This window comes from Nocardia sp. NPDC041819 (genome assembly GCF_055590505.1).
Map to the genome: position 1 here is coordinate 508587 of NZ_JBVJAP010000002.1, position 20434 is coordinate 529020.

Annotated in this window: 21 protein-coding genes; 10 read left to right on the forward strand and 11 right to left on the reverse strand. The window is 68.3% G+C overall.

Annotated elements, in window-relative coordinates; all coding sequences use genetic code 11:
• From ACZ6DL_RS09050 to ACZ6DL_RS09060, 3 genes are all read right to left on the reverse strand, one after another.
• Entirely contained in the window at positions 1–624 is a 624-nt protein-coding gene (locus ACZ6DL_RS09050; protein ID WP_062966718.1) for a TerD family protein, read from the reverse strand.
• A gap of 94 nt (positions 625–718) precedes the next feature.
• Positions 719–1819, reverse strand: coding sequence for a DUF475 domain-containing protein (locus ACZ6DL_RS09055; RefSeq protein WP_466050042.1), 1101 nt, complete (start codon positions 1817–1819; stop codon positions 719–721).
• A gap of 158 nt (positions 1820–1977) precedes the next feature.
• A complete protein-coding gene (locus ACZ6DL_RS09060; protein ID WP_040871215.1) occupies positions 1978–2553 on the reverse strand; it encodes a TerD family protein in 576 nt (191 codons plus the stop codon).
• 145 nt (positions 2554–2698) lie between these two features.
• On the opposite strand from ACZ6DL_RS09060, the gene ACZ6DL_RS09065 reads away from it, so the two are divergent.
• From ACZ6DL_RS09065 to ACZ6DL_RS09085, 5 genes are all read left to right on the forward strand, one after another.
• The gene (locus ACZ6DL_RS09065; protein ID WP_466050043.1) at positions 2699–3916 is read left to right on the forward strand and encodes a hypothetical protein; all 1218 of its coding nucleotides are present in this window, start codon (positions 2699–2701) and stop codon (positions 3914–3916) included.
• 13 nt (positions 3917–3929) lie between these two features.
• Positions 3930–5144, forward strand: a complete 1215-nt coding sequence (locus ACZ6DL_RS09070) for an HpcH/HpaI aldolase/citrate lyase family protein (protein ID WP_466050044.1) — start codon at positions 3930–3932, stop codon at positions 5142–5144.
• Positions 5145–5224: 80 nt separating this feature from the next.
• Positions 5225–6610, forward strand: coding sequence for a phosphoribosyltransferase domain-containing protein (locus ACZ6DL_RS09075; RefSeq protein ID WP_466050045.1), 1386 nt, complete (start codon positions 5225–5227; stop codon positions 6608–6610).
• Positions 6607–7746: a cysteine protease StiP family protein gene (locus ACZ6DL_RS09080; RefSeq protein ID WP_466050046.1), complete on the forward strand. Its 1140-nt coding sequence runs from the start codon at positions 6607–6609 to the stop codon at positions 7744–7746. The genes ACZ6DL_RS09075 and ACZ6DL_RS09080 overlap by 4 nt, the downstream gene beginning before the upstream one ends.
• 59 nt (positions 7747–7805) lie before the next feature.
• Positions 7806–8594 (forward strand): HAD family hydrolase, encoded by a 789-nt coding sequence (locus ACZ6DL_RS09085; RefSeq protein WP_051175677.1) that lies wholly within the window; start codon positions 7806–7808, stop codon positions 8592–8594.
• On the opposite strand, the gene ACZ6DL_RS09090 is transcribed toward ACZ6DL_RS09085, so the two are convergent.
• Complete coding sequence (locus ACZ6DL_RS09090; RefSeq protein ID WP_466050047.1) at positions 8566–9135, reverse strand: class IV adenylate cyclase; 570 nt, start codon at positions 9133–9135, stop codon at positions 8566–8568. The two genes, ACZ6DL_RS09085 and ACZ6DL_RS09090, sit on opposite strands and share 29 nt — an antisense overlap.
• Between ACZ6DL_RS09090 and ACZ6DL_RS09095 the strand changes: the two genes are divergently transcribed.
• Both ACZ6DL_RS09095 and ACZ6DL_RS09100 read left to right on the forward strand, forming a co-directional pair.
• The gene (locus ACZ6DL_RS09095; RefSeq protein ID WP_466050048.1) at positions 9136–9300 is read left to right on the forward strand and encodes a hypothetical protein; all 165 of its coding nucleotides are present in this window, start codon (positions 9136–9138) and stop codon (positions 9298–9300) included.
• The gene (locus ACZ6DL_RS09100; RefSeq protein WP_466050049.1) at positions 9297–9497 is read left to right on the forward strand and encodes a hypothetical protein; all 201 of its coding nucleotides are present in this window, start codon (positions 9297–9299) and stop codon (positions 9495–9497) included. Before ACZ6DL_RS09095 ends, ACZ6DL_RS09100 begins: the two co-directional genes overlap by 4 nt.
• A 39-nt stretch (positions 9498–9536) precedes the next feature.
• Here the strand turns inward: ACZ6DL_RS09100 and ACZ6DL_RS09105 are convergent, their stop codons facing one another.
• Positions 9537–9935 carry a MerR family transcriptional regulator gene (locus ACZ6DL_RS09105; protein WP_466050050.1) on the reverse strand — a complete coding sequence of 133 codons (399 nt, stop codon included), beginning with the start codon at positions 9933–9935 and terminating at the stop codon, positions 9537–9539.
• A 47-nt stretch (positions 9936–9982) separates the two neighbouring features.
• On the opposite strand from ACZ6DL_RS09105, the gene ACZ6DL_RS09110 reads away from it, so the two are divergent.
• A complete protein-coding gene (locus ACZ6DL_RS09110) occupies positions 9983–10780 on the forward strand; it encodes an MBL fold metallo-hydrolase (RefSeq protein WP_466050051.1) in 798 nt (265 codons plus the stop codon).
• A 2-nt stretch (positions 10781–10782) separates the two neighbouring features.
• On the opposite strand, the gene ACZ6DL_RS09115 is transcribed toward ACZ6DL_RS09110, so the two are convergent.
• From ACZ6DL_RS09115 to ACZ6DL_RS09135, 5 genes are all read right to left on the reverse strand, one after another.
• Entirely contained in the window at positions 10783–11628 is an 846-nt protein-coding gene (locus ACZ6DL_RS09115; protein ID WP_466050052.1) for a hypothetical protein, read from the reverse strand.
• Positions 11629–11768: 140 nt separating this feature from the next.
• Entirely contained in the window at positions 11769–13268 is a 1500-nt protein-coding gene (locus tag ACZ6DL_RS09120) for a hypothetical protein (protein WP_466050053.1), read from the reverse strand.
• 98 nt (positions 13269–13366) lie between these two features.
• Positions 13367–14131 (reverse strand): AIM24 family protein, encoded by a 765-nt coding sequence (locus ACZ6DL_RS09125; protein ID WP_040871210.1) that lies wholly within the window; start codon positions 14129–14131, stop codon positions 13367–13369.
• Between the two features lie 7 nt (positions 14132–14138).
• Complete coding sequence (locus ACZ6DL_RS09130; RefSeq protein WP_393231869.1) at positions 14139–14834, reverse strand: AIM24 family protein; 696 nt, start codon at positions 14832–14834, stop codon at positions 14139–14141.
• 10 nt (positions 14835–14844) lie between these two features.
• The gene (locus ACZ6DL_RS09135) at positions 14845–15468 is read right to left on the reverse strand and encodes an AIM24 family protein (protein ID WP_040871306.1); all 624 of its coding nucleotides are present in this window, start codon (positions 15466–15468) and stop codon (positions 14845–14847) included.
• Between the two features lie 180 nt (positions 15469–15648).
• Here ACZ6DL_RS09135 and ACZ6DL_RS09140 point away from each other — a divergent pair, with 180 nt between their 5' ends.
• Positions 15649–17049 (forward strand): TerD family protein, encoded by a 1401-nt coding sequence (locus ACZ6DL_RS09140; RefSeq protein ID WP_466050054.1) that lies wholly within the window; start codon positions 15649–15651, stop codon positions 17047–17049.
• Positions 17050–17077: 28 nt separating this feature from the next.
• Positions 17078–18655, forward strand: coding sequence for a TerD family protein (locus ACZ6DL_RS09145; protein WP_466050055.1), 1578 nt, complete (start codon positions 17078–17080; stop codon positions 18653–18655).
• 10 nt (positions 18656–18665) lie between these two features.
• Here ACZ6DL_RS09145 and ACZ6DL_RS09150 read toward each other — a convergent pair whose 3' ends face one another.
• Positions 18666–20336, reverse strand: a complete 1671-nt coding sequence (locus ACZ6DL_RS09150) for a glycosyltransferase family 87 protein (protein ID WP_466050492.1) — start codon at positions 20334–20336, stop codon at positions 18666–18668.
• Positions 20337–20434: the final 98 nt, after the last annotated feature.

A 20434-nucleotide genomic window follows, 5' to 3' on the forward strand; every position in this document is an offset into this window, starting at 1 on the left:
CTACTTGCGCCCCGCCTGCCATTGCATGCCCCACTGATAGGCCTGGTCGAGTTCGCGCTGGGCGCCGTTGACGTAATGCACTTCGCGGTGCACGGTGATCCCGGCCCCCTGGTTCAGCAGCAGGGCGATGGCGCACGAGCGCGCGCCGTCCACCGGAGAGTCGAGGCGGACCTCGATCTGCGGACCGGACGTGGGGTAGAGCGTGACCACGCCGTCGGCGGCGGCCCAGTTGGGCACGCCCTCGTAGATGAAGGCGAAGATCAGGATGCGCCGGAACAACTCGGGCCGGGCGAGGTCGATGTGCATGTTCTCGCCCGTCGTCGCCGAACCGCTGCGGTCGTCGCCGTCGAGCCGGATGTAGGGCTCGGCCTCCAACGTGCCGAAATTGTTCCCGATCGCCTGGACGACGCCCTTGGCTCCGGTGGACAGTTCGTAGAGGCAGCCGAGGTCCAGGTCGACGGGCTTGGACCGGCGGAAGAAACCCTTGGATCCGCTCGACCAGTTCAGGTTGACCCGCATGGTGCCCTGTTGCTCACCCGGCTTGGTCAGATTGATGCTGGGCGTCGCCTTCGACAGGGTCACCTTGGACAGGTTGACGCCGCCAGGGTTGGCGTTGATCGCCATGGCGCGATCCCCCCTCTGTGGAAACGAGAGCGGCAGCGGCCATCCGCGGGGATGGGGCCGCTGCCGCAACGGGTCTTCGGCTGCTTGCCGGGAATCAGCCTACCGGCGTGGGTTCCCGTTCGCTGTCCAGTTCCTCCTCGTCCGCTCGGCCGTTGCGGACGATGCTGGTGAGGAAGGCCGCGCCGATGAACGCGACGCCGACCAGGCCGGTGACGATCTCGTTGATGTGCACGCCGATCGAGACCAGCAGGATGACCGCGAGCGCGCCGATCGCCCAGTGCGCGCCGTGCTCCAGGTAGACGTACTCCGACAGGGTGCCCTTGCGGACCAGGTACACCGTGATCGACCGGACGAACATGGCGCCGATCAGGCCGAGGCCGAGCGCGATGATGATCGGGTCGGAGGTGATGGCGAACGCGCCGATCACGCCGTCGAAGGAGAACGACGCGTCGAGCACCTCCAGGTAGAGGAACAGGAAGAAGCCCGCCTTACCGGTGGCCTTCGCCAGCTCGGAGGGGCCGCCTTCGGTGTGCTCCTCGGTGTGGAACATGGAGCCGAGGCCGTCCACCGCGATGTAGGTGATCATGCCGAGCAGGCCCGCCAACAGGACGGTCGAGCGGTGCGCCTCGTCGGCGATGAACTCCGCGGTGAGGATCAGGCCGCCGCCCGCGACCACCACGGAGAGCATGTCCAGCTTGCCCGCCTTGGCCAGCGGCCGTTCCAGCCAGCTCAGCCAGGTGATGTCGCGTTCCTCGAAGATGAAGTTGAGGAACAGCAGCGCCAGGAACATGCCGCCGAACGCCGCGATCTGCGGGTGGGCGTCGGTGAGCAGTTTCTCGTAGCTGGGGCTGCCGTCCGGGAAGGTCAGCGCGTCGTCCGGGGGCGGGTTGAGGGCCAGGTCGAAGGCCCGCACCGGATCCAGCCCGGCCGTGATCCACACGATGGCCAGCGGGAAGACCAGCCGCATACCGAAGACGGCGATCAACACGCCGATGGTGAGGAAGATCCGCTGCCAGAAAGCGCTCATGCGTTCGAGAACGGTGGCGTTGATCACGGCGTTGTCGAACGAGAGGGAGACCTCGAGGATGCCGAGGATCGCGGCGAGCGCGAGGGCGGTCGGTCCGCCGTACACGACCGCAGCGATGAGCGAGAGCACCGTGACGACGAGAGACATGCCGAATATGCGCAGGACCACGCTGGGACCTTTCGTGAGTGGAGACTTGGCGGCGACGTTGCTACCAGCGTGGCTGCTGGATCGCCGGTTGTCCAACGCTGCTCCCAGGGCGCCGGCATGCCTGGGCCGCATGACGAGGGGGCCCGTCGCCGGGCCCCCTGCGAACAGCGAGGTGTTGCTTAGACGTTCACGCCGTAGTCACGGGCGATGCCCGCCAGACCGGAGGCGTAACCCTGGCCGATCGCGCGGAACTTCCACTCCGCGCCGTTGCGGTACAGCTCGCCGAAGACCATGGCGGTCTCGGTCGACGCGTCCTCGGTGAGGTCGTAGCGGGCGAGCTCCTCGCCGTTGCTGCGATCCACGACGCGGATGTAGGCGTTGCGGACCTGGCCGAAGGACTGCGACCGGGAGTCGGCGTCGTAGATCGAGACCGGGAAGAAGATGCTCTCGATCGTGGGCGGGGTGCTTGCCAGGTCGACGTTGATGACCTCGTCGTCGCCCTCGCCCTCGCCGGTCCGGTTGTCGCCCGCGTGCTCGATCGCGCCCTCGGGCGAGCGCAGGTTGTTGAAGAAGACGAAGTGCTGGTCGGACAGGACCTTCTTGTCCGCGCCGGTCGCGATGGCGCTGGCGTCGAGGTCGAAGTCGGTGCCGGTGGTGGTCCGAACATCCCACCCGAGGCCGACTGCAACAGCAGTGAGGTTAGGCGCCGCCTTGGTCAGCGAGACATTGCCGCCCTTGGACAAACTGACACCCATGCGGGATTCCCTTTCAATAGTCCGTCATTGGTTCCCAGCATGTCCGAATCGCCGGGTACGTCATCCGACAGTAGTAGGTTTCCGCGAACTTGCGTAGGAACCGGCGTAACCCCCGGCGAACAGGAAGATCTCCTACCATCGGGGCGTGGCAGGGCGAAGGCGCGGTTGGTTCCGTTCGTCGGGAAACGACGAGTGGATCGAACATGCCCGCGCGACGCTGGCGACAGCGTTCCTCGACATGGACCGGCGGCAGAGCGCGGCCGACGCGGCGGTGCACGCGGCCGATCAGATCTTCCCCGAGCGGCGGACGGGCGCGCGCTGGGAACCGGTGCGCCACAAGTGTTATGGCGCCGCGGAGGTCTATCTGACGCTGAGCGCGGAATTGGAGGCCGCGCAGCAGGGCGGGCCGCCGATCTCGCAGGGTGGGCAACGCGTCGACGCCGCGGTACGGCAACTGACCGACGCGGCGCACGCCGTCGACGAGTTCTATCGCGGCGACCAGGGCAAGCTCGAAGAGGCGGTGGCAGTGCTCGGCGCGGTGCCGCGGTTGGCGCAGCAGGTGAAGGCCGCCGCGGCCGAGGTGCGCGGCCGGGCCGCCGAGTCGGAGTTCGCGAACTATCCGTCGGTGCGCAAGGGTGCCACCGCGGTCGATGAGGCGCTGGTCACACTGGAGGCTTCGGGTTCCGGCGCACCCGCGGGCGCGGTGCGGGAGGCCGCGAACCGGCTGGACACGGCCACCAGGGAGCTGGCGGATGCGTTGGCGCAAGCACCATCTCGGGCCGCGGCCGCGAACACCGCTATCTCCTCGGTGACAACCCGCATTGCCGCCGTCCGGACCAGGGCCGAAGGCGTTCCGCAGGCCTTCTCGGCGCTGCTGCGCGAGTTCAATGCTGCGAGTTCGGCCGATCTGGCTAACAATGAGCGGGAAAGCCAGCGAGCCATCGAGGCCGCGGACGCGGCCTTGGGCAGGGCGCGTACGGCGGCGGCGGAGAACAATCCGGAGTTTGCACTTGATCTGACCACATCCGCGCGCGGGTTCCTAGCCGAGGCCGAGCAGCGAGTCGACGCCGTCACCAAGCGGCTCATCTTGCTGCGTGCGATCCGGTCCGACCCGCAAGAACAGGCCAAGGCCGTACGATTCCGGCTGCGGGACGCGCAGATGCTCGCGGTGAGCCGCGGGCTGGTCGCCGAATGGGGTTCGGTGCTCGACGCGCAAGCGGCACGGATCGACCGAATCAGCGAAACACTGTCGGGGCGTCATCCCGACTACTGGGCCTATGTGACGGAACTGAATGCCGTTACGGAATTCATAGCCGGGGTAGTGGAACGAATGAGAAGACAAGCAGGACCACGACGAGAATGAGGATGGGGCAACGATGACCGCAGGCATCGCCGTCCAGCAGGAGGTTTCCCTGCGGAAGCGAATGCCGCTGCGCCACTTCCGGCAGTTGCACGGCCCAGAGGCGAGGCGACTCTTCCACCGGCAGCCCGAGCCGTTCGGCGACGACCACACCGATCGCGAGTTGCTCGCGATCGGGCTCGGCGCGACGCTGTATGCGCCCGCGACCAGGCCCGATCTCGCGCTGACGATCGGCAGGCGCGCCGAGCACGGGGTGTGTTCGATGGTGATCGACCTCGAGGACGCGGTGGCCGATCACGAGGTGGAGTACGCCAAGCAGCAGACCGTCGCCGCGCTCGATCTGCTCGCGGGCAGCCACGACGCCAACCCCCTGTTGTTCGTCCGGGTGCGCGACGCGGACACGATCACCGAACTCATCGAGCAACTCGGACCGGGCGCCAAGGTGCTGACCGGGTTCGTGTTCCCGAAGTTCGACAGCGTCACCGGACCGAAGTACCTCAACGCCCTGAACGTGGCAGCCCAGCGGGTGGGCCGGCCGCTGTACGGGATGCCGGTGCTGGAGTCGGCGGGGCTGGTGCACCGGGAGACCCGCGATTATGAGCTCACCCAGATCGCGGCGCTGCTGGCCGCGCATCGAGACCGGGTGCTCGCGGTGCGGGTGGGCGCGACCGACATGTGCTCGACGTTCGGCATCCGCCGCGACCGCGACCTGACCATCTACGACGTGCGCGTGGTCGCCGACGTCATCGCCGACATCGTGAATTACCTGGGGCGCGCGGACGGTACCGGGTTCGTCATCACGGGGCCGGTGTGGGAGTACTTCGCCGATCACGAACGGATGTTCCGGCCGCTGCTGCGGACCGCGCCGTTCGAGGAGTCCGACGCGGTGCCGTTCCGGCAATACCTGGTCAGCCGGGATCTGGACGGCTTGCTGCGGGAGATCACACTGGACCGGGCCAACGGCATCCAGGGCAAGACGGTGATCCACCCGTCGCACGTGTCCGCCGTGCACGCGCTGTCTGTGGTGTCGCACGAGGAGTACTCGGACGCGCTGGACATCCTGCGCGAGGACGTCGGCGGCGTGGCGGCCTCCGGTTACCGGAACAAGATGAACGAGATGCGGCCGCATCGCAGTTGGGCGCGACAGACCTTGTTGCGCGCACGGGTGTTCGGCGTGGCGAACAAGGGAGTGTCGTTCGTGGATCTGCTCACCGCGATGGTCACCGTATGAACGGCCGAGCGACCGAACTCGATAGCAGCGAAATCCCTTGGGCAACAAGGACTCTCGGTATATCGCTGCATCACGACCCGATGCGCGAACGTGATTCGGACCGGCTGCGCTCGGCGCGGCTGCCGATCACGGCGCTGGTCCAGCCGGGTGTCCGCCACAACAACCGGCGCCGGGCGCACCTGTTGGTCTCCACCGTGCTCGGCAAGCACCTGCCGACCGATCCGCGGGTGGTGCTCGGCGCGGGCGATCACCTGGGTGATCTGGTGCGCGCGGTGCTCGGTGAACGCGAAGCCGTCGTGCTCGGGTTCGCCGAGACCGCGACGGGACTCGGCCACTGTGTGGCCGCGCGGATCGGCGCGAGCTGTTATCTCCATTCGACCCGGCGCGAGGTGCCGCACGCGCAGACGCTCGCCGGGTTCGAGGAGGGGCATTCGCATGCCACCTCGCACCTGTTGCAACCGGCGCCTGCCGACATCTTCGTCAACGATCTGCCGCTGGTGCTCGTCGACGACGAGATCTCCACCGGCGCGACGGCGATCGATGCGGTGCGCGCGTTGCACGCCTTCTCGCCGCGCGCCCACTACGTGCTCGCGTCGCTGGTCGACCTGCGCACCGAGGCCGACCGTGCCGCATTCGACACCGCCGCCGCGGAACTCGGGGCGCGGATCGACACGGTCTGTCTCGCCGCGGGCCGGGCGTCGCTGCCCCCGGAACTGGTCGACGCCGTCGGGGCTCTCCCCGAGCCGCGGTTGAATCCGACCGCGGGACATCTCGGCTCGTTCCGCCGGATGGAACTACCGTGGCCCGCCTCCGTTCCGGAGGGCGGCAGGCACGGCGTACTCGCCTCCGACACCGGCGCGTTCGAGGCCGCGCTGCTGGAGGCGGGGCAGGTGCTGGCCGCCCGGCTCGCCACCGATTTCCCAGGCCGGGCCGTCATCGTGCTCGGGCACGAGGAGTTGATGTATCTGCCGCTGCGGCTGGCGGCGCTGCTCGCCGACACGGGGACGCCGACGCGCTTCCAGACCACCACGCGATCGCCCGCCTACGTGCTGGACGAGCCGGGGTATCCGTTGCGGCGCGGGTTCCGGTTCATCGCGCCCGAACCGGGCGACCCGGCGCCGCGCTACCTGTACAACGCGCACTGGCCGGTGACTCTCGACGTGTTCGAGGCGGACCTCGCCGGGTTGGGCTCGCTGCTCGCCGCTCCGCCGCGCCGCGACGAGGCCGCCGGCACGATCACCGATGACGGTGTCGGCAGTGGTGCCGATGGCGACGGCCCGGCCGCCGATCCGGTGCTCGTCGTCGTGGTCGACTCACCCGCCGACACGGCGGAGTTGATGGCCGAGCACGGGTTGGTGGACGTGCTGACCGCTTCCGGCGCGGACGTGCTGCTCGCGGTGCTGCCGGAGGCGGACCCGCGGCGGCTGCACGCCGAACGCGCGACAGCGACCGGGAGCCGGGCGTGACGAGTACCAGGGTGGGTGCGCTACCCACGCCGCTGCACGGGCCGGAGTTCGGCTCCTACGCCGCCGACGAGGTCTCCTGGCTACTCAAGGACCTATCGGGCGTCGATCTGGAGGCCGACGTCGCCGAGCGGGAACGGCGGATCCAGGCGGGGCAGGCGCACTACGCGGAGTCGCTGCCGATCGAGTACCAGCCGGACGCGACGTATCGGTCGCTGTTCGACGAGGTGCTGGCGGCCAGCGCCGAGCGGCTCGCGCTGGCCGTGGCGACCGTGTCCGAGCTGGTCGTCGCCGAACGCGGTGAGGACATCGTCCTGGCGTCGCTGGCGCGGGCGGGCACGCCGGTCGGGATTCTGATGCGCCGCTGGCTGCGTTCGCGGCGTCCGAGCCTCGAGATTCCGCACTACGCGGTGTCGATCGTGCGGGGTCGCGGCATCGACGCGGTGGCGCTGGACTACCTGGCCGAGCAGCACGATCCGGCCTCGGTCGTGTTCGTGGACGGATGGACCGGCAAAGGGGCGATCACCCGCGAGCTGACCGAGGCCCTGGACGCCTATCACGCGGCCGGTGGCGCGCGGTTCGACGACGAGTTGGCGGTGCTGGCCGATCCCGGCCACTGCGTGCGCACCTACGGCACCCGCGACGACTTCCTGATCGCCTCGGCCTGCTTGAATTCGACCGTTTCCGGCCTGGTCTCGCGCACGGTCCTCAACGACACGCTGATCGGCCCCGGTGATTTCCACGGCGCCAAGTTCTACCGCGAACTGGCCGGTGCGGACGTGTCCGGACGTCTGCTGGACGTCGTGAGCGGCGCCTTCGACGCGATCCGCGACCGGGTGCCCGCGGAGTCGGCTGCGGTCCGCGCGAGTGACCGGACGCCCACCTGGTCCGGCTGGGCGTCGGTGGAGCAGGTGCGCGAGCGGTACGGCATCGCCAGCGTGAACTTCGTGAAGCCCGGCGTCGGCGAGACCACGCGGGTGCTGCTGCGGCGGGTGCCGTGGCGGGTGCTGGTGCGCGAGGCGGACGCGCCGGAGCACGCGCACATCCGGATGCTCGCCGCGGCCCGGGGTGTCCCGGTCGAAGTCGTCGCCGACCTGGCATATTCGTGCATGGGATTGATCAAGGACGTGCAGCAGTGAACCTAGCTCCGAAAGCACACCGAAGACGCGCGCTGATCGCGACCGACCTGGACCGGACGATGATCTACTCGCGTAACGCCTTCAGCACCACCGCCGACGTGCCGACGGTCTGCGTGGAGCATCTGGAAGGGGCGCCGCTGTCGTTCATGACCACCACCGCGGCGCTGCGGATGCAGACCCTGACCGAACCCGCCGCCGTCGTTCCCACCACCACCCGCACCATCAAACAGTTCGACCGCATCCGGCTGCCCGGAGCGCCCTGGCGCTACGCGATCACCAGCAACGGCGGGAACATCCTGGTCGACGGCGTGCCCGATCTGAGCTGGCGCATCGACATCGACGCCAAGGTCCGTGCGGGAGGCGCCACCCTGTCCGAGGTGAGCAAGGAATTGCACGCCCGCATCGATGACTCCTGGGTCACCAAGTTCCGCGTGGCCGACCACCTCTTCTGCTATCTGGTGGTGAAGCCCAAGGAGGTGCCCGAGGGATTCCTGGCCGAGTGGGACGACTGGTGTCGTCCACGCGGCTGGTCGGCGTCCCAGCAGGGCCGCAAGATCTACACCATGCCGCAGGCCGTCTGCAAGAGCCGCGCGGTCGACGAGGTGCGCAAGCGCCTCTGGGAGGGCGGAGAACTAGCCGACGATGCCCGCACGCTCGCCGCGGGCGACGGCGCCCTCGACGCCGACATGCTGCGCGCCGCCGACTCCGCCATCCGCCCCCGCCACGGCGAACTCGAACAACTCAACTGGACCCACCCCAACCTCACCATCACCCGAGCCACCGGCATCCTGGCGGGCGAGGAAATCATCAACTGGTTCATCAAGGCAGCTCCGACGCCCTCCGAGTAGCCAGCACGGCATCCGTGTACTGCTCTGTGGTGAGATCGCTGTCGGCGATGCCGAGCTGATGCAGCGTGGAGCGGACCAACTGGAGCGCTTCCGCCAGCTCCGATTCGGGCACCATGGTCTCCACCTCGATGAACGCGCCGTCCAGCTCCGGCACCGTCACCAGCGTGGCGAGCAGCTCGCGTCCTTTTGACGTGAATCGATAATTGACGCAACGCTTTTCGAAGCACACCAGCTCTTTCAGGCCGAGACCGCGTAGCAGAGAGCCGATCACTGAAGGGTCGCCCACTTCGGTCTCGTACTCCGGCTTCGATCCACTGGCCGTGTCGATCGCGGGTTCCTTGTAGGTCAGCAGGGACCGCCGTCCATTGTCCGTGATGATCGTCCGCAACCGCAGCTCACGGCCTTCCGAAGGCAATCGCTCGTCCGCGAGGTCATAGTAAGTGTCCTGATATTTCGAGCGCTGACCCGTGCTCCGCGCCGCCAGTGCAGCCTGCATGGACTCGACGTCACGGACTCGAGCCTCGAGTTCCGCCTCGATCATGTGACCGATCCTCTCTCCACCGGTGTCGTTGTTATCGCAGTCCTGTTCGGGCTGTGGATTGTTTGGTTTGTGCTGCCGTGGCTTATCGACCGCGAGGGCGACTCCGATGAGTCGGTCGATGCGTACGACATCATCCAGCGCGTCGAGCAGGAGAACGATCGATGACCACCTCGCTCGCCGACACCGAGCAGTGGCGGAGGATTAGCCGTGGGCAGGCTCGGAAGGATGAGCAAGACGGCCCCGCCGCATGGATGGAGCACGCCGATGGGACATGGTCGGTCATCGATGAGTACGGATTCGCCAGCGAACCCTTCGTAGTCATCGACGGGAAGGCATTCCCGATCGACTCGACCAGCGAATGAGCGTGCCCGTCCAGTGGCCGATCGGGAGGGATTGCCGACTCACACCGCGGCGGCGGGTGGGTCGAAGGTGGACTTGAAGTCCGGGCATTCGACCAAGGGGTCGTGGGTGCAGGTGGAGGCGTGGCGGAGGCTGTCGCGCATGCGGATGAGGCGGGTGATGTCGTCGTCCAGTTGACTGGCTTTCTCCGCCATGCGGGTGCGTAGTTCGGCGTCGGTGGGGGAGGCGCGCAGGAAGCGGGCTATCTCGGCGAGGGTGAAACCGGCGCCGCGGGCGCAGGCGATGAGGGCGAGGCGGCCGAGGATGTCGGGGTGGTAGGTGCGGCGCAGGCCGTTGCGGCCGGTGGCGGTGATGAGCCCCCGTTTCTCGTAGAAGCGCAGTGCGGAAGGGGCGAGGCCGGTTCGCTCGCCGACTTCGGCGATATCGAGCAGGTCGTTCATCTCGTCTCCTTGACTTGAACCGCGCTTCAAGTCACAGACTAGCTCGCATGACAGTTCATCACCTCAATTGCGGATCGATACGGCAGATCGAAGCCACCTACGACGGACCCGCGCCCGCCCATGCCGTCAACCACTGCTTGCTGGTCGAGACGGCATCCGACGGCTTGGTCCTGGTCGAGACGGGCATCGGGCTGGACGACGTGCGCGACCCGGCGGGCACCCTCGGGACGGACTGGGTCGCGATGGCCCAGCCCGTTCTCGCCGAAGAAGAGACGGCGATCCGGCAGGTCGAGCGGCTCGGCTACGACCCCGCCGACGTCCGGCACATCATCCTCACCCATCTCGATGTGGACCACTGCGGCGGATTGCCCGATTTTCCGCACGCGCGCGTTCACGTGCTCGCCGCCGAACTGACAGCGGCGCAGGCCGAAGCTCCGAGCTTCCGCTACCGCCCCGCGCACTGGGCGCACGACCCGCACTGGGTGAGCTACCCCGCGGACCCGACCGGCAAGTGGTTCGGTTTCGACGCGATCCAACCGAAGGACCTGCCCGGCGACTTCCAGCTGATTCCGCTGGGCGGGCACACCGCGGGCCACACCGGTGTAGCGGTCCGCGATGGTGGACGTTGGCTGCTGCACTGCGGCGACGCTTACTACTACCATCGCGAACTCGATCCGGCGCCGCAGCCCCACCCGGTGCTCGATATCGTGCAGACCACCGCCGAGGTCCATCACGACCTGCGGCTGGGCACCCAGGCGCGGCTGCGCGAACTACATCGCGATCACGGTGACGAGGTCACCTTGATCAGCGCGCACGACCCGTGGGAGTTCCAGCGCGCGAGCTGAACTCACCGACGCTGCCAGCACTGTGCCCGGTCGCCGAGATTCCACCACGAGACGTAACCGGGGTCCTGGTCGAGCAGAGTCCACCCGGCCTCGAGCGCGTCGAAGAACGCGCTGTCGGCCGTGCGCCCGCCGCGCGGTTCGCCGATGTAGACCAGCAGCGAGCCACCCGCGTCCTGGTAGGCGGTGAGCGTCGTCGAAGCCATGGGGTTCTCCCAGCCGGGCGGCCAGCAGAGGAACAGCGCGTCGTCGGCGTGGGCGGCGGCGAGATCGGCGGTCGACGCGGGTGGCCTCGCGGTGGGGTGCCAGGTCGCGGGCAGTCCCGCGGCGGCGGGGAACGCCGTGTTGGCTGTCCGGTCCGGGGGGTGTGAGTCGAAAGCATTGGTGGGTACACCCATTCGGGTGAGTTGGTAGGCCCAATAGCCGCGCCCGGCGCCGACTTCCAGCACCGGTTGGCCCTGCGCGACGTCCGCTATCCAGCGCAGTGTCGCGGGCGAGGGGATCGCATAGGCGTAGGCGGCTTGCAGCAGGATCTGCGCGTACGCCAGTCGCGCACTGCCTTTCGGGTTCCCACCGTTCACCTCGGAGCGGTTCGCGCGCTCCCACGGCCCTGGTGATACCGCCGCGGCGACGATGTCCCAGTACGGGTTCGTGCTCGCGCCCCCGGTCATGTAGTGCAGCAGGTGTAGGTCGAACGTGGCGTCGGCGATGTCGTCCCCGGTGCCGGGCAACCGGCCCGCGGCGGCCCAGTAGTCGGCGACCCGCGGATACGCTGTCGCGAAGCAGAATTCGTCGTGGGCCGGCCGCGACAGCGCCGTGCGACGCTGCGCCGAAAGCGCCGAGTCAGCCATGACCCGATTCTGCGCCGAACGTGGACCGGCGCCGGTGCACATCGAGACGAGTTCACCGTTCCGTCGCGAATCCTTCGCTGTACGTACGTGATCCGCCTGTGCGCGCGATCTACTCTGACGTGGTTGCCCGCTGTGCCGGTTCACCGGCCGTCGCGCATCGACACCAGTCCGCCGAGCGTGCCGAGGTAGGCCGCTCCGTCGGGGCCGATCGCGATCCCGGCGTAATTGTTGTTGAAGCCCGGGCCCGTGCCGGACAGCTGTTTCCACACCGTCGCGCCGGTGCGGTAGTCGAGGGCGGTCCAGTACCACGGGTCGCTCGGCTCGGTGCCTTTCGTATAGGTGTAGATCAAGCCGGTGGCCAGAGACAGCTTCGGTACCACCGTCGGCGCGGCTTCGACCGAGTTGGTCCAGGTGAGATGGCAGCCGTTGCCGTCGGCGTCGATGTCGACACGGGCGAACCCCGGTGCGGTCGTCTTGCCGGACGCGACCGCGTCGGGATGCGAATACCCGTGGTTGTTCTCGACGACGAGTGAGCGTCCCGCACCGATCAAGGAGTTCTCGGTGGCGCTGCGGCCGGGTTCGAACACCGGTACCGCGCAGACCTGCCGTTCGGCGACCGAGGGCGCCGTGCGGTAGACGACGACGTTCATCGGATCGGCGTTGTCGGTGATGGCGACATAGCCGTCGGTCAGGACGGTGGGCGTGGTGCCGGTTCCGTCGTCCACCTGGCCCGGCTTGCGCTGGTTGCTGTTGGCGTAGGTGGTCTGCCAGGTGATCCGGGGCGCCCGGTCGGGTCCGGCGTCGAAGCGCAGGAGCTGCCGGTTGGTGGCGACGTAGACCTCGCCTGCCGCGCCGACCGCGAACGAGTTCTCGATCTGGTTCTCGGTGCCCGTTCCGAGCCGAACCACCTGTGCCGCGCCGGTGTCCGGATCGAGGGTGCCGACCACGCCGTTCGTCTTGGCCACGAACCAGATCAGGCCGTTCGAGTCCGGCAGCGCGGAGTTCAATGTCTCGCCCGGACGCAGCACGCCGGTCAGGTCGTAGTCGCGTGTCAGCGAAAAGCCGTCGGCGGACGAGGTTTCGGCGAACACTTGGACATGCCCGGTGCTGGTGCCCACTACGGCGCGGTCCTCGTCGTCGAGGTAGAAGTACCCGCCGCCGACGAAGTTGTCGAAAGCGCCGGGTCGCAACGTATCGATCGGGCTCTTGCCGGGCAGCGGATGCTTGCCGAGCACGGTCATCGAGACGGGATCGATGAGATAGAGACCCGGTTGCAACCCGAGGCACGTGGTGACGATGCGTCCGGCACGGTCGAACGCCAGCGAGCCGCACTCGCTGCCGAGCAGCAGGGAATCGGTGCGTGGCGCCCGGCCGAGCGGACCGGGGCGGGTATAGGTGTCGCTCATCCACCCGTCGTTGTGGACACCCGAGTTGCCGTTCGGTGCCAGATGCGGGTTCTGCGGGACCGGGGGAATGCCGGTGACCGGTTCACCGCTCGCGGCAGCACCGGCGAATCGCGGCGGTTCCGGCACGGCTGGAACCGCGGGAATCGGCATCGCGGCGGCGGGCACCGCCGCCGCGGCGAGGATCGCCGCGGGCAGCGCCGCGCGCAGGACCTGGGAGGAGAGGGTGTGAAACACGAATGAACGGTATCCAGGTCCGGCGGGCCGCGAATCCCCCACGCGAGTGATTCCGGGCAAGGTCGCGATTTCGCGCGGCCGCGACCGGGTTCCGCGGGTCAGTACTGCTGCTGCCCCGCCAGTTGCTGCGCGATGAGCCCTTGCAGTCTTTGCAGGCCGCCGACGGTGATGCCGCTCTGGATCTGTCCCTCGATGGTGCGTACCAGCATCGAGTCGCTGAGCACCTTCTCGCTGGATTGGATCAGCACGGTGCCCGCTCCGGTGAACTCGAACTGACGCTCCTCGCCGGAGTTCACGCCGAAGCGCGCCGCACCGGCGGCCAGGAAGTTCGAGATCCAGCGCTCGTCGTAGTGGTGGCTGGGGGAGGGGCAATCCGCCCAGCCGACCAGCGATTCCGGGTCGACGCGCAACGGAGGCTCGGCGAACATGACCGGTCCGTTGGAGGAGGCGAGGAACTTGCCGGTGCCGATGAGGGTGAGGAAGCCGGGCACGATGGATTGGTTGAGCGACAGACCCGGCTCGAAGGCCAGCAGGTTCGCCGCCCGGATGGTCAGGTTCCCGTTGTCCTCGAGGTCATAGGAATTGATGTCGTAGCCGCGGTCGCCGATGATCAGCTTGCCGTGCCCCTCAGCGACGACGTAATCGCCGGTGAACAGCGGCGCCGAGAACTGCTGCGACACCATGTGCAGCAGACCGCCCTGCAACCCGTGGGTGAGCATCTGGAACCGCATGTCGCCGTAATAGGCGATCATCGCGCCCTTGCGCATGAACCAGGGCTTGTTCAGGTCGATGCAGTACGCGTAGCTGTTTCCCGGGATGTTGTCGCTCTCACCGAGATTCATGGGGTTGAGGATCTGGGACATACCCTGCTCACAACTTCTCTTCGGAGGCCTGCACGTAGACGACGCCCTGCCCGGCGCAATGCAACTGCATCGCCTCGCCGGAACCGCGGCCGACGGCATCCCGCCAGCTCAGTGCCGCTTTGAGCTCGGTCTGCACGTTGCCGTAAGCGGCGACGAAGGCTTGCGGGTCGACCACGATCGGATTGGGCCCGCCCACTTGCAATTCCAGGAATCCGCCGTGCGCGAGCAGCACCGCGGCCCCCTGCCCGGACAGCTGGGTGGTGAACATGCCCTGCCCGGTCAACGCGCCCGAGGCGGCGCCGCGCAGCGCGCCCATCAGGCCGCCACCGCCTCCGCCGCCCGAACTCATCACCGACACCACCGAACTCTGCAATCCGGCGGTGTTGGCCAGCAGCCGCGAAGCCTCGACGCGCAGCGTCGCGCCCGGCTGCATGTGCACCACGTGGACTTCCAGGCCCGCGAATCCGTAATGGACCTGGCCGTTGCCCTGCGCGAGCATGGTGCGCTCGTGCTCACCCGCCATCGCGCGGCCCGCCAGCCCCATCAGCCCGCCCATGCCGCCCATACCCTGTGCCCCCGGAATCTGGTGGGGGGCAAACGAAACGTCGCCGGTATAGAACAGCATCGCGCCGTTGCGTGCGACCACGCCGCCCGCCATCCCGACATCGACCTTGACGACTTTGCCGTTGACCTTCTCGAACACCCGCTCGCCCCTACCGTTCCGCCGGTTGGATCAACACCACGCCCTGGCCGTCCCAGCGCAGCGAAAACGCCTCGCCCGCGTCCTGGCCGACGAAACTGCGCCAGGACACGTCGGTGACGAAGGACTGGTTGAGATTCCCGCGCGCCGCGACGAACGCGTCCGGATCCACGATCAGCGGATACTGCGGGGAAACCTCCAGGTGGATGAGCGGACCGCCGGCCGAGAGCAGCGCGACCTGACCCTGGCCGGAGACGGTCGTGGTGAACAGGCCCTGCCCGCTGGACGCACCGCGCAACCCGGCGAAACGCACATCGGTGCGCAGGTTCCCGGCGAACGCGAGCAGTTGCTGCGACTCCACCTGTAGCGTCTCGTTGTTCAGGTCGACCACGGTGACGTGCTGGCCGTTGACGGCGAAGAACACCCGGCCGTGCCCGGCGCACTCCATCAGCGACAGCTTCTCGCCGGTGGCCCGGCGCTTCAGCCCGGCGATCACACCGTCGCCTCCGCCGAAACCGGCCGCTTTGAACTGCACATTTCCCTCGTAGGCAATCATCGAGCCGGAGATCGCGCGGAGGCTGGTTCCGGCCAGATGAGCCTCGATCACCTTCTTCGATTGCTCGAACAGTTGCGCCATGCGGTGTCTGCCTGCTGTCTCGATCGGGAACACGATGTGATCGCCGCATTCCATCTGCGTGCCGTCACCCTAACCGATGTTTCGCGAGTGTCGGGGTAGCTCGGCAGTTGAGTACAAGCGCCGCGCAGCGCGTTTCTCGTAGAGTGTCAGGCGAACGCACCGACAAGCGAAGGGTCGAACTTGTCCGCAACTCTCGCCAAGGGCCAGAACGGTCCGCTGGCCACCAACGACGTGGTGATTTCCGTCCAGCTCACGGCGCCGGCGGATCTGTCGGCACTACTGGTCACCGAGCGGGGCAAGGTCCGTTCCGACGCCGACTTCGTCTTCTTCAACCAGCCCAGCGGCCCCGGCGTCAACTTGCAGCCCGCGCCCGCGGGCCAGCCCGCGTCGCTGGCGGTGTCGTTGAACGCCGTGCCCGCCGACATCGATCAGATTCGCGCGGTGATCACGCTGGACGACGCGAACAGCAATTTCGGCATGTTCCCCGCACCGACCGCGATCGTGTCGGACGCGGCCGGTAATCAGTTGTACGAGTACCGGATCGAAGGGCTGAACACCGAGTCGATCGTGATCGCGCTCGAGCTCTACCGTCGTCAGGGTGCGTGGAAGGTGCGTGCGGTCGGACAGGGCTACGCGGGCGGTTTCGCCGCGCTGGTCACCGATCACGGTGTGACGGTCGATGATGCGCCCGCGCAGGCGCCGCAGGCCCCGCCGCCTCCGCCGCAGCCGGTTCAGCAGCCGCCGACCGCCCCGGCGTACCCGACTCAGCAGCAGGCGCCGCAGTACGCGCCGCCCGCCCCCGGCCCCGGCTATCCGCCCCCGGGTCCCGGTCAGCCACCGCAGGGCGGGCCGGGTTATCCGCCGCCGCCCGGCCAGGGTTACCCCCCGCCCCCCGGCCAGGGTTACCCCCCGCCCCCCGCCCCCGGGCCGGGGTATCCGCCGCCCGGCCAGCCCGTTCCGCAACAACCGCAGCAGCCCGCCGAGGTCAGCCTGAGCAAGGACCGCCCGGTAAGCCTGGTCAAGGGCCAGCGGGTGACCCTGCGTAAGGAAGGCGCCGCGCTGACCTTCGTCAAGATGGGTCTCGGCTGGGATCCGGTGCGCAGCCGCGGCATGTTCGGCAACCGCACGGTCGATATCGACCTGGACGCGTCGGTCATCCTGTTCGCCGACATGAACCCGGTGGACGTCGCCTACTACGGCCAGCTGACCTCGAAGGACGGCTCGATCCGCCACCAGGGCGACAACCTCACCGGCGAGGGCGAGGGCGACGACGAGGTGATCCTGGTCGACCTGACCCGCATCCCCGCGCACATCACCACGCTGGTGTTCATCGTGACCTCCTACAAGGGGCACACCTTCGAGCAGGTGCAGAACGCGTTCTGCCGCTTGGTCGACGGGACCAACAACGGCGAGCTGGCCAGGTACACGCTCGCCGGTGGCATGCCGTTCACCGCCATGGCGATGTCCAAGCTGTACCGGGTGGGCAGCGACTGGAAACTGCAGGCGCTCGGCGAGGGCTTCCAGGCCAAGCATCCGGGTGAGGCGGTGCCGCAGCTCGGCCGGTTCCTCGTCAACAATTGACCGGCGGCGCGACAGCAGGGCAGACACGGTGATTCAACTGCAGGCCGGTCAGAACATCCCGTTGACCGGTGAGGTCGTTCGTTTCAGTGCGCGCGCCGAGGCTGCCCTCGACGTTTCCGCGCTGGTGGTCGCCGAGAACCTGAAGGTGTTCTCCAGCGACGATTTCGTCTTCTACAACCAGCCCGCCACGGCGGGGGTAGCGTTGACGGCCGACGAGATCACGATCACGCTCACCCAGGTGCGCGCCGACGCGAAGGCCGTGCTGCTCGTGGTCAGCGCCGACCCGGCCGCCCCCGCGCGGGCCGACGGGCTCGGGCCGGTCACCGCCACCTTGTCCGAGAACGACAGCGTGACCGCGGAATTCGCGATTACCCCGTCGTCCGGTGAGACGGCGCTGATCTGTCTGGAGGTGTACCGGCGCGGTCCTGCTTGGAAGCTGCGCGCGGTGGGCCAAGGTTACGCGGGCGGTCTCGCCGTGTTGCTCACGGCGCACGGCGTCGAGGTCGACGGCGCGGCCACGGAATCCGAACCCTCCGACGAACCCGGTACGCACACCATGTCCGGTCCGTTGGCGGGTGACGCGCAGATCGCCGCCGCCGGTGCGCCGTTGGAGGTCGGTCACGGCCTGGAACGGCTGTGGATGGTGTTCGAGGACGCCGCGCGATCGGCTGCCGCGCTGATCTCGGCGCGGGAGTACGCGGCCAAGCGGTTGGATCACGAACTGTCGCTCGCCGTCTCCGACCCGGCGACCAGGAATACTCCGGCAGCCGAGCAGGCGCGCCGGGTCGCGCAGCAGCGGCACGACGAGCTGGTCGCCACCGCCGAGCGCAACCATCAGCGCGACGCCGGACAGCTGATGGGCGAACTCGCCGAGGCCGACCGGGTGCTGCCGCCCGCCCTGGCCTCCTGGGACTCGCCCGTTTGGGACAAGCCGCCCACACCGAGCGACGGTATCCGGCTCGGCGAGTTGTACGCGCTCGACCGGGGATCGGTGCGCATTCCGTATTGCGTTCCGGTGCCGCTGAACCGGCCGCTGTGGATCGATGCCGAATCGACCCGTGCGGTCACGCCCGTGGTGGGCGCGCTGCTCGCGCGGTTGCTCGCCACGGCGCCGCAGCGGCGGACGCTGCTCGACATCATCGATCTGACCGATGCGTTCAGCGGGTTCACCGGTTTGCTGGCTCCGGTGCTGAACGGCCCGCCGATCACCGACCACGCCGACATCTCGGCGCGGTTGCAAGCGCTGGTGGACGCGGCCGAACTGGCCGAATTGGCTTATGCGAGTGGCGCCTTCACACCGCCCACCGAGCATCGAGTCCTGCTGGCCGCGGATTTCCCGCATGGCTATCAGAGCTCGGACGCGCAGCGGATCGGCGCGTTGATCACGCGTGGCGAGCTGATCGGACTGTCCATCGTGATCGTCGGCGCCGACGAATCCGACTCGGCCGACACCACCGTCGCGATGCTGTCGCAGTCGTGCCGCCATCTGCCGACCATCGGCGGCACGCCGCTGTTCGACCCGTGGACCGGCAGCGCGTGGGAACTCGATCTGGACATGTTGCCGCAGGAGCCGGAACGGCAGGCGCGCTTCCTGCGCACCCCGTGAGATCGCCTGGTCAGCCGCGTGCGACCGCCGGTCGCGGTCGCAGCGGCGCCGGCAGCCACGCCAGCAGTGGGTCCGGCATACGGTCGACGATCCCGCCGACGGGGTCGTCGACGAAGTCGCGCCGCACCAAGTCCTCCTCGGGGCGGTAGATCTGGCGCACGATCAGGGCGCACAGTCCGAGTACCGCCAGATCACGCAGGGCGACGGTGCCGGTGAACCACTGCTCGGGCAGGCCCTTGCGGTCCAAGCCGAGGTAGTAGAACATGCGCGGCACCCAGACCAGCGCGTCGATGGTCATCCAGGCCAGCAGGATGCGCCGGTGCGGCAACGCCAGGACGCCCAGCGGCACCAGCCACAGCGAATACTGCGGACTCCACACCTTGTTCGTCAGCAGGAACGCCGCGACCACGAGGAAACACAACTGCGCCAGCCGCGGCCGCTGCGGCGCCGTGAGGCCGATGTAGGCGATCACCGCGCAGGCCGCGACGAACGCCAGCAGCGAGACGGCGTTCAGGATGGCGGGTTGCTCCCCGTGGGTCAGCACGCCGTCGAAGCCGGGCCAGCCGGTGAACGAGGAGATCACGTTGTAGATCGAGTCCGGGTCGGCATGCCGGGTGGTGTTGAGCCGGAAGAATTCCCGCCAGCCGTTCGGGAACAGCGCGGCGATCGGCAGGTTCACCGCCAGCCAGGTGCCCAGCGCGGCGCATACGGTGACGGACGCGGCGCCGAGCGGACGGGCGCTGAGAAATTGGACGCGGTAGGGCGTCTCGCGCACCCACGCCAGGAAGGCGGGCCAGCTGTCGATATCGCGGATCCGCAGGCCGAGGTGCGTGCGCGGCGTGCGTTGCATCGTCTCGGTGCGCAGGCACAGCACGACGATCGGACCGAGCAGCAGCAGGGGATACAGCTTGGCGGCGCCGCCCAGACCGAGCAGGATTCCCGCGAGCACGGGTTTGCGCCGGGCCCAGGCGAGCAGGCCGGTCGCGGCGAAGGCCGTCGCGAGCGCGTCGAAATTGGTGAACGCGTGCACGATCACCAACGGTGAACAGGCGATCAGCGCCGCGTCCCAGATCCGGCGGCCGGACAGCAGCGCCGACGCCCAGACCGTGATCAACCAGGCCATCGCCAGACCGAACGCGACGACGTTGAAGTAGATCACCACCTGCAACGCGCCGGGCAGCGGTGCGGCGTCCCAACTCTTCGCGATCCGCATCGAGAAGTACTGGTACAGGCCGGAGAGCACCGGATACTCCATGTATCGCGTCTCCCGCCCACCGTCGGGAGTCTGCTCGGTCCATTGCTTCTTGTACGGGAACGCGCCTTCGTTCAGCCGTTCCGCGCCGTAGAGCGGAACGGTGTCCGAGTAACACATCGCCACGTACTGGCGGCCGTTGTTCCAGTCGAGGGTCGGGCCGTCCGCGCCATCGGTCTGCTGGAGGCACCCCGCCTTGCCGAACCAGCCGAGTGCCAGGAACACCACGGTGAACGCCAGCAGCACTCGCATGGGCGTCCAGAACCGCACCCGCCCGATCAGCGCATGATCACCGACCGGCCCGCCGATCACCGTGGACAGTTGCGCGGCGAGGGAATCGTTGCGGCTCGGCCGGTCGCGCGCGTCCGCCGATCGCAGATCGGAGGCGAGCGGAGCGGGAGCGGCGTAGTACGCCCCACCGGGCACCATCTTCTGGTCCGACAGCGGCGCCCTCCCATTCCTCCGTGGCTCCACCAACTGCTGATCGGTCACGGAACCCGAGGCTACCCGGAGGGCGCCGCGGGGTC